At 41.1% G+C, this 12,585-nt stretch carries 15 protein-coding genes and 2 tRNA genes; 6 read left to right on the forward strand and 11 right to left on the reverse strand.

Annotated elements, in window-relative coordinates; all coding sequences use genetic code 11:
* The 3 genes from ilvN to NIS_RS04430 all read left to right on the forward strand — a co-directional run bounded on the left by ilvN (position 1) and on the right by NIS_RS04430 (position 1,796).
* A complete protein-coding gene (ilvN, locus tag NIS_RS04420) occupies positions 1-468 on the forward strand; it encodes an acetolactate synthase small subunit (RefSeq protein ID WP_012082186.1) in 468 nt (155 codons plus the stop codon).
* Positions 452-1,429 (forward strand): UDP-3-O-(3-hydroxymyristoyl)glucosamine N-acyltransferase, encoded by a 978-nt coding sequence (gene lpxD / locus NIS_RS04425; RefSeq protein WP_231852966.1) that lies wholly within the window; start codon positions 452-454, stop codon positions 1,427-1,429. The genes ilvN and lpxD overlap by 17 nt, the downstream gene beginning before the upstream one ends.
* A 70-nt stretch (positions 1,430-1,499) precedes the next feature.
* Positions 1,500-1,796 (forward strand): hypothetical protein, encoded by a 297-nt coding sequence (locus NIS_RS04430; RefSeq protein ID WP_012082188.1) that lies wholly within the window; start codon positions 1,500-1,502, stop codon positions 1,794-1,796.
* On the opposite strand, the gene NIS_RS04435 is transcribed toward NIS_RS04430, so the two are convergent.
* The 8 genes from NIS_RS04435 to NIS_RS04470 are packed head-to-tail and all read right to left on the reverse strand — an operon-like array spanning position 1,793 to position 10,274.
* Positions 1,793-3,745 carry a fused protease/ribonucleoside-triphosphate reductase gene (locus tag NIS_RS04435; RefSeq protein WP_012082189.1) on the reverse strand — a complete coding sequence of 651 codons (1,953 nt, stop codon included), beginning with the start codon at positions 3,743-3,745 and terminating at the stop codon, positions 1,793-1,795. The two genes, NIS_RS04430 and NIS_RS04435, sit on opposite strands and share 4 nt — an antisense overlap.
* Before the next feature lie 28 nt (positions 3,746-3,773).
* Positions 3,774-4,940, reverse strand: coding sequence for a pyridoxal phosphate-dependent aminotransferase (locus tag NIS_RS04440; protein WP_012082190.1), 1,167 nt, complete (start codon positions 4,938-4,940; stop codon positions 3,774-3,776).
* 1 nt (position 4,941) lies between these two features.
* On the reverse strand, positions 4,942-5,658 hold the full coding sequence (cysE, locus tag NIS_RS04445; RefSeq protein WP_012082191.1) for a serine O-acetyltransferase: 717 nt from the start codon (positions 5,656-5,658) through the stop codon (positions 4,942-4,944).
* On the reverse strand, positions 5,651-7,489 hold the full coding sequence (speA, locus tag NIS_RS04450) for a biosynthetic arginine decarboxylase (protein ID WP_012082192.1): 1,839 nt from the start codon (positions 7,487-7,489) through the stop codon (positions 5,651-5,653). Before speA ends, cysE begins: the two co-directional genes overlap by 8 nt.
* Positions 7,489-8,709, reverse strand: a complete 1,221-nt coding sequence (gene hisS, locus NIS_RS04455; RefSeq protein WP_012082193.1) for a histidine--tRNA ligase — start codon at positions 8,707-8,709, stop codon at positions 7,489-7,491. Before hisS ends, speA begins: the two co-directional genes overlap by 1 nt.
* A gap of 1 nt (position 8,710) precedes the next feature.
* Complete coding sequence (tmk, locus tag NIS_RS04460; RefSeq protein WP_012082194.1) at positions 8,711-9,286, reverse strand: dTMP kinase; 576 nt, start codon at positions 9,284-9,286, stop codon at positions 8,711-8,713.
* On the reverse strand, positions 9,287-9,757 hold the full coding sequence (gene coaD, locus NIS_RS04465; RefSeq protein WP_012082195.1) for a pantetheine-phosphate adenylyltransferase: 471 nt from the start codon (positions 9,755-9,757) through the stop codon (positions 9,287-9,289). It lies immediately after the preceding gene.
* Positions 9,750-10,274, reverse strand: coding sequence for a UbiX family flavin prenyltransferase (locus NIS_RS04470; RefSeq protein ID WP_012082196.1), 525 nt, complete (start codon positions 10,272-10,274; stop codon positions 9,750-9,752). Before NIS_RS04470 ends, coaD begins: the two co-directional genes overlap by 8 nt.
* A gap of 61 nt (positions 10,275-10,335) precedes the next feature.
* Between NIS_RS04470 and minC the strand changes: the two genes are divergently transcribed.
* The 3 genes from minC to minE are packed head-to-tail and all read left to right on the forward strand — an operon-like array spanning position 10,336 to position 11,916.
* Complete coding sequence (minC, locus tag NIS_RS10020; RefSeq protein ID WP_012082197.1) at positions 10,336-10,863, forward strand: septum site-determining protein MinC; 528 nt, start codon at positions 10,336-10,338, stop codon at positions 10,861-10,863.
* A 1-nt stretch (position 10,864) separates the two neighbouring features.
* Positions 10,865-11,680, forward strand: coding sequence for a septum site-determining protein MinD (gene minD / locus NIS_RS04480; RefSeq protein ID WP_012082198.1), 816 nt, complete (start codon positions 10,865-10,867; stop codon positions 11,678-11,680).
* On the forward strand, positions 11,677-11,916 hold the full coding sequence (gene minE, locus NIS_RS04485) for a cell division topological specificity factor MinE (RefSeq protein ID WP_012082199.1): 240 nt from the start codon (positions 11,677-11,679) through the stop codon (positions 11,914-11,916). Before minD ends, minE begins: the two co-directional genes overlap by 4 nt.
* Positions 11,917-11,997: 81 nt before the next feature.
* Here the strand turns inward: minE and NIS_RS04490 are convergent.
* From NIS_RS04490 to NIS_RS04500, 3 genes are all read right to left on the reverse strand, one after another.
* Positions 11,998-12,073 (reverse strand) — tRNA-Gly (locus tag NIS_RS04490).
* A 2-nt stretch (positions 12,074-12,075) separates the two neighbouring features.
* Positions 12,076-12,162, reverse strand: a tRNA-Leu gene (locus NIS_RS04495).
* A gap of 74 nt (positions 12,163-12,236) precedes the next feature.
* Positions 12,237-12,512 (reverse strand): HU family DNA-binding protein, encoded by a 276-nt coding sequence (locus tag NIS_RS04500; protein WP_012082200.1) that lies wholly within the window; start codon positions 12,510-12,512, stop codon positions 12,237-12,239.
* Between the last annotated feature and the right edge of the window lie 73 nt (positions 12,513-12,585).

Here is a 12,585-nt window from a genome sequence, read left to right on the forward strand (position 1 = left end):
ATGATTGAAAGAAGAGTAATATCAGTTATCGTTTTGAACGAGCATGGCGTATTGACGAGAATAACCGGACTCTTTGCAGCCAGAGGGTACAATATCGAATCACTTACCGTTGCACCCATACCAGGGAGCAAATATTCTCGATTGACCATCGTAACCAGTGGGAGTCTGAGAGTAATCGAACAGATTATCAAACAGTTGCATAAATTGATTCCTGTATACAAAGTCATCGAACATAGCGATTTGATTGAAAAAGAGATGGTAATGGCAAAAATTCCACTCGAAGAGCGTCTTGCTGATGTGGAAGCTTTATGTAGAGCTTACAATGGAAACATCGTCAATATCGGTCAAGATAGTGCCATCATCATGGCTGCAGATGAGCCAAGCAGAATAGCAAATTTTGTATCGGCTTTGAAACGCTTTAATCCTAAAGAGATTGTACGAAGCGGGGTTGTTGCTATTGAACGCTAAAATTGATCTTCAATCCATAGCCGATCGATTCGGCTTTGAGTTGGTCGGAGAAAATAAAACGATAACGAGACTCCAATCTTTGGATAAAGCACGAGAGGATGAACTCTCTTTCTTGGAAAATAAAAAATATATTCATGAACTTCAAAAAACGAAAGCCGGAGCCATTATTCTAAAAAAAGAGCACCTCTCTTACCTGCCGACTGGCGTTAGTGCTCTTTTAAGTGATGAGCCCTACCTGGCTCTTGCTTTCGTTTCAAGACTTTTTGCCAAACCACCCATGCAAACAAGCGGTAAACCTCCAAAAATTGGGGAAAACTGTCAAATAGCCCAAAATGTGTCCATTGGATACGACAGTGTTATCGGTGACAATGTTACATTGATGCCGGGCGTTGTCATAGGTGATAACGTTACTATAGGTTCCAATACGATTTTATATCCAAATGTAACGGTGTATCGAGACTGTGTAATAGGAAACAACTGCATTATCCATGCAGGAACCGTCATAGGGAGTGACGGATACGGATTTGCCCATACAAAAGAGGGCAAACATGTAAAAATCTATCAAAATGGCAATGTCATCATCGAAGATGATGTGGAGATTGGCGCAAACTGTACGATTGATCGAGCCGTTTTTGATAGTACTGTTATCAAATCTGGAACGAAACTGGATAACCTTATCCAAATAGCCCACAATTGTGAAATCGGTGAAAACGTTCTCATGGCTTCGCAAGTTGGCATATCCGGCTCTTCCAAGCTTGGTAGAAACGTTGTGATGGGAGGTCAAAGTGCAACGGCCGGGCATCTCGAAATTGGTGATTTTGCAGTCATTGCCGCTCGTGGGGGAGTGACGAAATCCATACCGGGTGGACAGACCTACGCCGGATTTCCTTTGATGCTCCATAAAGAATGGCTCAAATTGCAAGCTCTTCTGGCCAGACTTGTCAAAAAAGGAAAACTTTAGCAATAAAAGTAGCAAATAACTTTTTCCTCCTATGTTATAATCTTTCTAAATAGCAAGAAGGAGGCTGCAAATGGCAAAAACGCATAGTGAAATCAAACTGTTTAATCTTTACGGAACAAAAGAGGGTATTGTAAGTGTTGCACACATTACTGAACCTTATGGTCCAGAGAGTGAACCGGTTGTGAGTATTGGAATCTCGCTCAAAGGGAATGCTCTTAATCCAGAGTGGAAAGTTCATATCCCTTATGAAAATATCGACGATCTGATTGAAGCTCTGGAATTAGCGAAAAAAGAATTCGGAAAAGACTACATTCCAGATGAATCGGCAAAACCACTTGATCACGACGAAAGTATAGGCGGGGATTAATCGATTTGACAACTCTGGGTGCTGCAAAAGCGCTCAGAGTCAGCATGATGTCCGCTCAATGTATTCCACTCAACTTTAGGTAACTGTGTCACTCTCTTTTCAAATTCTTCTTTTTTTATTGATTCAAAGGGCATTTGCGGATATATAGTTTCTTTTTCCGGCAAAAGCGTTAATGACTTGATCATCGGCAAAAAATGTTTGACAATTTGACTGAGATCTTTTGCGTCATATCGGGTTGGATCGAATTGAATGGTATTCGAGACCATATTGTCCGCCCATTCTCTTTGTAGCATAGTGAGTACCAGCATCTGTTCATAGATATCTACTTCTTTTATCGATCGAGGATTGTCGTAATGGATAGGAAATGCAAAAACGTATGAGTTCTTATCATAAATATCCTCTTCAAACGAAAGTCCAGAATCTATCAAAAGTTTTGCCAGTTTTGATGTTTTACCGATTCTAATACGTCTAAGAGCATATGTGGCGAGAGGATAGTGCATTCCAGGACTTGTTCCAGCCAGTATACTGATTGTACCTGACGGTTTTACGCATGTAACTTTCAGCGATACTGGGATGCCAGCTTCTTTTGCCAATCTTTCATTCACTGTGCGTACCTTTTCATATCCTTTGCGTAACCATTTGATGATAGTTTCCAGTCCAAATTTTTCGATGGCATCCGCTACTCCGGAAACGCTTACGCCTATTCTTCTGTTTCTTGCTATGATCTCATTTGTTTCTGGTCTATGGGTTGGTAAAAGATTGACTGTTGAAGCATAAAATGTCGCATATTCAATGAGTTTTTGAAAATCCTCTTCATTTGAACATTTGGAGATGAAGATTTCGCTCAAATTACATAGCTCATAGCTTTCCAAAGCTATCTCGCCACAGGGGTTGCTCAGCCATGCTCTATCTGGTACGATCTCTCCAAACCGTCCATATTTTTGCATATTTTCAAGATGCAAAACGCCTGGTTCACCATTGCTTGCGATCAATGACGTTATTGCATCGATATAGTGGAAATCATCAAGATTTTCAATGACCACAGAGTTATTGGAAATCCAACCATACTCTTTTCTCTCCGGAAATTTTTCATAATCTTTGAGATGTAAAAAAGTTTTATCCCCCGGTCTACCGATAGCTATTTCGGCAGATCGCCTTATATTTCCAGAAACGACGCAAAGACCGATATTGTTAAACAGATCGACAACACATCTGGTTTTGTCAATTTTTTTATCCAGATAATCATCAAGAATCTGTTCTATCTTTTTATGTAGCCTTTTCAGAGGTTCGGGACCTGGTGCAATCCCTCCAAAAGTTTTCAAAGGAGATCCGGCAGGACGGATCTTGGAATAATCAAATCTGTAAAACGGACCATTATCGGTATAGCTCTGTATCAACAATCGGACCGACTTGACCCATCCCTCTTTGCTGTCATCTATTACATAGATTTTGGGATGTTTTTTATCGGGTTTGGTCGCTTTGCCACTCCATGCTGTATTGAATCCAACTCCGGCTCCTACCATCAACATATCCATGGCCCATTCTGCTGCATGTGCCAGATTGCTTGTATCGACGGCGGCACAATTGTAAAGTCCTGCACTACCTCTTTCATACATATAGCGAGTACCCATCATCCATAAGCCTCGTCCTGGAGGAAGCCATCTGAGCTGAAGCATACTCAAGGCAAACTCTTTGGCAAATATCTGGGCTTGCTCTTCATCCCATGGAAGATGGTAATTGAGTGCATGATTTTTACGGATAGAAAAGATGCCTTCCGTTACACGTATGACCGTATCAGGCCAATGTTCATTGGTGCCATCTTCTTTGAGTCGGCTGTAGCTTCTATAAAACGTAACTTCACTGAGCAATCCAAATCCAAATCGGTAAGGAGTGTTTTGCAGAAGTTCTTTTGTTTGGGAGGGGAGCTTGAAAAAATGCTCTACATACATGGTTGGCCTTTACAAGGGCCAGAGCCCTTTAATAGTTAGAGATGAAACGTCTAATGCGTTTGATTCCTTCCCGAATTGTATCGATATCAGTTGCGAAGCTGAATCGAAAATATCCTTCGCTTCCAAAGCCAATACCAGGTACTACAGCGACTCCCTCTTTTTCAAGAAGCTCTTTGGCAAATTTCATACTATCTTGTTCTATTGCACTGTGGTTGACAAAAAGATAAAAGGCACCCTGCGGTTTTAACACGGATATGCCTTCTATTTCATTGAGGAGTTGTACCGCTTCGTCTCTCCTTTGCTCAAACGCTCTTCGCATCATCTCTATATCTTCATCAATCGTTCCATCAAGTCCGGGAATTGCTGCTTTTTGTGTAATGGAGCAGATATTGGATGTGCTTTGGCTTTGCAGTTTTTTCATCGCTCTGACAAGCTCCGTATTGCTCGAAGCGAGGTAGCCAAATCTCCAGCCAGTCATTGCTGCTGACTTACTGAGGCCATTGATCGTTATCGTTCTTTTGTGCATATCTTCACTAATTGATGCCGCACTTGTAAATACAAGATTATCGTATACGAGCTTTTCATACATTTCGTCACTTGCGACATAAACATTCGTTCCTTCAAGTACTTTTGCAAGGGCTTCTAGTTCCTCTTTTGAGTAGACCGCTCCGGTTGGATTGGATGGAGTCGTTAGTATGAGAAGCTTGGTTTTGGATGTAATTGCTTCTTTGAGCTGTTCCGGGGTTATTTTAAAACCTGTATTTTCATCAGTTTCGATGATCACAGGTTTCCCTCCGGCATATTTGACAAGTTCTGGATACGTTACCCAATAGGGTGAAGGAATGATGACTTCGTCGCCTTCGTCGATAAGAGCCTGAGTGAGATTGAAAAGGCTCTGCTTCGCACCGTTACTTACGATGATGTGTTCTGGTTTATAGGTAAGATCATTGTCCCTTTTGAGTTTATCAACGATAGCGGCTTTGAGCTCAGGAATGCCGTCTACGGCAGTATACTTGGTAAAACCCTCTTCGATGGCTTTGATTGCCGCATCTTTGATTGCCTTTGGAGTGTCAAAATCGGGTTCTCCCGCCGAGAAGCTCAAAACATCTTTTCCACTTGCCTTGAGTTCCTTTGCCAAGGCTGTTATGGCCATAGTGAGAGATTCTGAAAGTTGATTGATTCTATGGGATAACATTTTAATCCTTTAGCTTCATAGATTTCAAAAATTCTTGGTATATTGTATCCAATTCTTCCTCTTTTTTGAGCAGATTCTTATCACCACTCATGTAGGCGTGTTCCAAAAGTGCAAAACGTTTCAAAAGGTACTCAAAGAGCTCCTTGTCAATATCTGGGAGTTTGTTGTGCGATAGCTTTCCTTTATCGAGTCCTTTGCTGACCACACGTGCCGGGATTCCAACGGCGGTGGATTCAGCCGGAACATCCTTGACAACTACGGAGTTGGCTCCTATTTTGGCGTTTTTTCCTATGGTTATGTTACCTAAGACTTTTGCCCCGGCACCTATAACGACACCATCTTCAATGGTTGGGTGGCGTTTACCGTGACTGAGGCTTACGCCCCCTAATGTGACTTGCTGGTAGATAAGAACATCGTTCCCAATCTCTGTGGTTTCTCCTATGACCACTCCTATACCGTGGTCGATAAAGACCCGTCTGCCGATTTTTGCTGCGGGGTGGATATCGATTCCTGTAAAAATTTGGTTGATACCCATGATCATGCGGGCAAAGAGTTTCCAACCATTTTTATAGAGTCGATGTGCGATGCGATACCAAAAGATACTCCAAACGCCCGGATAGTTTGTAAAGAGTTCAAACTTGGAATGGATCGCGGGGTCTCGCTCCCATACGATAGAAAAATCCTCTTTGATCTGTTCAAAGAGAGAGAGTTTACGCATCGCTTTCCTTTTTTTGAGAAATTTTCAGATAATTGTTTTCATGCAAAAGAATACTCAAAATCTCTAGCAGTTTCTCTTTATTCTCACAATTACTTTGTGCTATAAGCTGTTTGAGATTGGATTGGATTTCGTTGATGTCGTAGTCTAGGTCATACAGGATATCGAGAATGCTTTGGGCTTCTACCATATTTTCTAAACTATACCCATTATGATCAAAACGAACGGTTACTTCTGTAGGATGGGTGAAAAGATTATGTTTCATACCTAAAATCTCTTGGTAGGCACCAACAAGGAAAAAGGCCAAAAAGTACTCCTCTTGGGAGAGATCCACATCATGCAAGAAAAGAGGGTAGTCCACATTGAAATCGATTTCTCCGTCACTATCGCAGGTGATATCCCACAGTGATGCACTTCGTGTAGGGGTTTGGTCAAGTTTATTCAAAGGCATAACCGGAAAGCGCTGTCCCAAACCCCAAAAGTCTGGTAGGGACTGGAATAGGGAGAAATTGAGCAGATATCGCTCTTGGACCCTGTCCTGTATTCGTTTGAGTTCATAGCGATCTTTGTCTTTTGTCAGCTCTATCGCCTTTTTGATGATGAGATGCACCAGGATTTCAGTATTGCTTCTATCTTGCAAATCGATATAGCCAAGATCAAATAGTGTCAGGAGCGATTCCATATGATCGAGGCTGTCGTGAAAATATTCGATAGCATTGGACGGATTGATGGAGGTATACAGGTCATAAAGTTCTTGTACCAAAGGCGGGTTTTTCTCTTTGAGTCGTAGCCCTTTTTCTGTATATTCTTGGCTAAAGAGCTCAAGAACCGGTGCGATGAGTACAGCATGACTCGCTGCAATGAATCGGCCAGATTCGGTGAAGATGTTTGGCTCTTCAACACCTTTTTGCTGGGCTATCTCTTTGAGAAGGAAAACGACGTCGTTGGTAAACTCTGTCAAGGTATAGTTTCTTTGATGGACATTTTCGTGCTGGGAGTATTCAACAGCAAGACCTCCGCCAAGGTTGATGTTTCTGAGATTCATGGCCCCCATCTTTTTGAGTTCAGCATAGATGTTTCCCGCTTCTCGCAAAGCTTTTTTGACAGGATTGATCTCGCCAATCTGGCTGCCGATATGAAAATGAATCATGGTAAACTTTTCCAAAAGATCGTTTCTCTTTAAAAGCTCCATCGCTTCTAAAAGCTCCGTTGCAGTAAGACCAAACTTTGAGTTGATACCTCCGCTTTTGGCCCAAATGCCGATGCCTGAACTGTGCAAACGGATACGAAGACCGATATTTGGAATCGGGTCTTTATACTCTTTTGCCGCTTCGATAATGTTTTCCAGTTCACCAAGCCCCTCGATTGTAAGCGTTGTATCATACCCCATCTTTGCAGCCAAAAAACCCAGAGTGATCATCCCTTTGTCTTTGAAGCCATTGACGGTAATAGGCGCATTTTTATTGTTGTACGCCATTGCGATGATGAGTTCCGCTTTGCTTCCAGCTTCCAACCCATAGTTGTACTCTTTTGCTATTTCTACCAAAGAAGAGACAAAATTTGGAAACTGATTGACTTTCAAAGGAAAAACGGCGTTGAAATTACCTTTGTAGTTGAATTGGTCGATCGATTTTTGAAACTCTTTGAAAAGATTGTCGATCTGTTTTTTGATTAAGTGAGGAAAACGAAGAAGAACGGGGCCTCGGATACCGGTATCCCTGATCTGTTTTGTAATCTCATACAAAGAGGGTCTGTTTGCATAATTGACTTTGACGACACCATCTTCGATGATAAAATCTCCATTGGACCATAGGTGGATGCCATAATTTTTCATTAACGCTCCATAAAGTTTTGTATATCGACTCTCTTTTCCTCTTTTCGTTCAAGGTCTTTGATCCAGACAAGACCTTCATTGTACTCATCTTCCCCAATTATCAGGGCATACTTTGCATTATTTCTATCTGCACCTTTGAGCAGTGCTTTGAGGCTTTTTGGTTTGTATTCCATAATGACCCGATTGCTTTGACGAAGCTTAGTTGCAATGTCAAATGCGATATTGAGCGCTTCAGGGAGCATAACACCGATAAAGTACCCTTCTCTTTGGACTGGTTTGTCTTTGATAAGATCTAAAATTCTCTCAATTCCTATGGCAAAACCGACTGCGGGTGTAGGTTTTCCGCCGAGCATTTCCACAAGGTTGTCGTACCGACCTCCACCTGCCACGGCATTTTGGGCCCCAAGAGCATTGCTAACAAACTCAAAGGCAGTTCTCGTATAGTAGTCGAGTCCCCTGACCAGGTTTTCATCTACTTCGTAGATTATACCTTCGTTATCCAAAAGATTCTTGAGGGTTTGAAACTCTTGGTTGCACTCCTCACACAAGTTGTTTATAAGCTTAGGAGCATTTTCATAGATTTGTTGGCACTGTTCGTTTTTACAATCAAGAACACGGATAGGGTTGAGTTTGCGTCTTCGTTTACAATCGTCACATATATGTTCCTGATCTTCTAAAAATTTTATGAGTTCTTCTCGATAGGGTTTGAGACATACCGGACAACCAAGTGAATTTATTTTGAGGGTATAATCGATTTCGAAGTGGTCCAAAATAGCTTTTGCCAAAGTAATAATGGCTGCATCTTCATACACACTAGGCTCTCCAAAACTCTCAACTCCGAACTGATGAAACTGACGAAATCGTCCCTTTTGAGGGCGTTCGTATCGGAACATAGAACCGTAGTAAAAAAATCGATGCGTCCCACCTTGACGGTCCAGTTTGTGTTCGATGAAACTACGAACGACGCCAGCGGTTCCTTCTGGACGAAGTACTATGTCATTGCCCCCTTTATCAATGAACTGATACATCTCTTTGCCAACGATATCGCTCGACTCTCCGACACTCCTTTTAAAAAGAGCAGTCTCTTCCAATAAGGGAGTCTCGATGTAGGAAAAACCGTAGTTATGTGCATAGTGTGAAGCGGTTTGTAAAAAGTTCAAGTATTTTTCACTGAGTGGCGGTAAGATATCTTTCATTCCACGTAACGCTTTTATCGCCATGTCATTCCTTTATAAAAGTTAAAATTGTTTGAAAAATAACCTCTTCATCCAAAGAGGCATCGAGGATAAGAGAAGGTATCGGTTCGCTTTGGATGACCTTTTTCATAATCGATTGGACTTGCATAAGGTACTCTATTCCTCTTTGTTCAATGGAATCCAGCGGTAATGCATCCATCCTTTTGCGAAGCTCGTTTTCACTCAGCTCCAAAAAAACGATTTTATCAGGATAGACATTTTTCATTGCAATTGCATTGAGGTTTCGCAGTGTAGGCAGATCCAATTCTGTTTTAATCGCAGCGTACGCAATCCCTGAAATGTATCCTCTATCACTGATTATAGTTTTTTTTAGATTGGGCAGTATCACTTTTTCAATATGTTCGGCTCTGTCAGCCAAAAAAAGAAAGAGTTCCGCCAAAGAGGATGGGTTTTGCGTATGAAGAACCATATCTCGAATCTTATTTCCAAGAGGTGTACAACCTGGCTCTTTTGTAAACAGGGCATCAGGGAAAAGAGTTTTGAGTTTTTCTATCTGAGTACTTTTTCCGGCACGGTCGATTCCTTCAATAAGAATATACACTTAACGGCTCTCCAGATAAGGAATAATAGATTGTGGTACCAGATGTGAGACGTTTCCTTTGTATTTGAGAATCGTCCGTACCACGCTTGAACTGATGAACGCATTTTGCAAGCTCGGCATGAGATAGAGTGTTTCGATATCTTTATCCAAAGATCGATTGGCATATCCCATTTGTAGTTCATATTCAAAATCACTCACAGCCCTAAGACCTCGTATGATAATAAAGGCATCTTCTTGCTTACAAAAATTGACCAAGAGTGTATCAAACTCTTTGATAGTGACATTCGGCATATCGGATGTGGCAATATGAGCCATTTTCACCCTAGTCGTTATATCGAACATCGGTTTTTTCTCTTGCGAGCGAGCTACGGCTACTATGACGTGGTCAAAAATAGTGCTTGCTCTTTTTATGATATCCAGATGTCCATTTGTGATAGGGTCAAAAGTACCGGGATAGATGACTTTACGCATTGCTCCATCTTTTATAAAGATTATGTTCGATTCCTAATAGATCGAACCACTTTCCGATGATGAAATTCTCCATCGAATCAAGTGTTTGCTGATTGCTGTAATATGCCATGATAGGCGGTGCAATTATAACATTTAATCTGGAGAGCTTGAGCATATTTTCCAGTGCAATCGGGCTAAGTGGCAACTCTCTTGGGGCCAATAGGAGTTTTTTTTGTTCTTTGATCATAACACTTGCTGCCCTTGTTGTAAGGTTGTCAGCTATCCCCACGGCTATCTTTGCCAATGTATTCATGGAACATGGAGCAACAATCAAAGCATCCAGCCCAAAACTGCCACTCGCTGGCCCCTCCCAAATGGCATTGTCATCCAGTATAGTATACTCACTCTCTTTTTCTAAAACCGTTTTTGCGTTTTGAGTACATATGAGATATTTTTCTATGGAATCTGGAAGGAGTTTATACGTTTTTATTCCCAGTTGAGCCCCGCTGGCTCCGCTTACTGCTACGGCTACTTTCAATTTATCACTTTTTCAATATTTTTTCATATAATTATACAACATTGTTTATTGGGAGGCACTATTGCAAATTAACCAGTACAACGTATCTGTTATGGAGATAGAGATAAAGAACGAAGAGGAGTTTTTGCAGTTTATAAAACCGAAAATTCCTCTATTAAAAGACTACCTGCTCCATCTCAAAGGAGATGTGACGAGAAAGATCGAAAATTTTCTCGATATGAATAGAGTACAGTACGTCAAAAATCTCGATTTGCATAGGCTTAAGCGGGTAAAGAAGCAAGAGCTTCCAATCGGCGTCGATGTATGCGACCGTGTAGTGAGAAGTGGTGAAGAGATCGTGACACGAAATACTGTTTTGTGTCTGAAAAGAGTCAATGATGGTGCATTGATCAAGACATCCGGTAATTTTATAGCACTAGATAGTATGGATGGGACCGCAGAGTGCAGTGGCAATTTTATGCTTTTCAAAAAGGGTCCAAAATCAAAAATCATTTTCCACAATCATGTATTGGACAATTTTATCGATGGGCATCTATATAAAGTAAGCCTCGATGAAGAGGGTATAGTAATAGAAAAAATAAAGGAATGAAATGGGCATAATATTTTCTGTTATTAGCGGAAAAGGTGGTGTTGGAAAAACTACGACATCTGCAAATTTGGCTATTGGGACAGCACTTCAGGGGAAGAAAACAGTGGTGGTTGACTTCGATATCGGCCAAAGAAACCTTGATATGATTTTAGGGCTGGAAAATAGGGTGGTGTATGATATCACCCATGTAATGGATGAAGATGTGAAATTGAATCAAGCATTAATCCCTTTTAAAAAAAGCAAAAACCTCTCTTTTTTGGCAGCTTCCCAAACAAAAGACAAGACGGTACTTTCCAAAGAGAAAGTTCAAAAACTGCTTGAAGAGCTGAAAAAAGAGTTCGACTATATCTTCATTGATGCACCGGCTGGGATTGAGAGTGGTTTTGAGCATGCTGTCCATTTTGCCGATGCGGTAATTGTTGTTGTTAATCCAGAAGTCTCTTCTATACGGGATTCAGACAGAGCAATTGGTATAGTGGACGCGAAAAGCAAGAAGGCACAGGAAGGAAAAGAGGTACCAAAATATCTTGTGATCAATAGGATCAATCCAGAACTCGTTCAAAAGGGTGAAATGTTATCTAGTGAAGACATTTTAGATATTTTGGAGATCGATTTAATAGGAAAAGTACCAGAGGACCAATATATTATAGAAGCTTCCAATACAGGACATCCTGTCATTTTGAACAGCGAAAGTGAAGCAGGTAGAGCCTTTGATAGGATAAGCAGAAGGCTATGTGGGGAGGAAGTAGCGTTTGAAGATGTAGAAACTCCTAAAAAAGGCGGTCTTTTGAAATCATTGAAAAAGATTTTCTCATGAGTTTGTTCGATTTTTTCAAGAAAAAAAAGAGTGCTCAAAAAGCAAAAGACCGCCTTAGTGTAGCGATAGCTCTGGATCGCGACAGCAATATCTATCCCCACCTTGATCAGATGAAGCAAGAGATTATGGAAGTTGTCAAAAAATATAGCCAAATCAAAGATGTCAATATCACCAAAGACAAAGTAGGTGATCAAGATATACTCGATATTGAAATCGTTTTGGAAGAGGGTCGATAGGGGATTCTCTTCTACTGCTTCTTTGCAGATGTATATTTCATATTGAGAACTGCTTGATGTTGCAATGAGAGGAATTGTTAATGGAGCGGGAGACGGGATTCGAACCCGCGACCCCCTCCTTGGCAAGGAGGTGCTCTAGCCTCTGAGCTACTCCCGCAATGGTGCCGGGGGTGGGACTCGAACCCACACGGGCAAATGCCCACGAGATTTTGAGTCTCGCGTGTCTACCAGTTTCACCACCCCGGCAACCATTTGGACTGAAATAATAGCGAAATAAATCTTACATTAAATTTAAACTTGGGGACACTCCCCAAGTTTTATTATCCAGCTACTGCTTCTTTGAGTTTTTTACCAACTTTAAATTTTACAACTCTTGTTGCTGGAACTTTTACAACTCTATCAGTACCAGGAACTTTAGCTTCTCTAGCAGCTCTTTGTGCCGTAGTAAATGTGCCAAAACCGATAAATGCTACTTCGTCACCATTTTTCAAAGCATCAGTAATGACTTCCAATGCTGCGTCGATCACTTTTTGCGTATCTTTTTTGGAAAGGCCAGCTTTTTCAGCTACGATCTGAACGAATTCCGCTTTTTTCATCGCTCTTCCTTTAGTATAATTTTTCATTACACTACAATTCTACAAATATTTTTTAAAAATTTCAAGGAAAATG

This window comes from Nitratiruptor sp. SB155-2, from assembly GCF_000010325.1.
GTDB lineage: Bacteria > Campylobacterota > Campylobacteria > Campylobacterales > Nitratiruptoraceae > Nitratiruptor.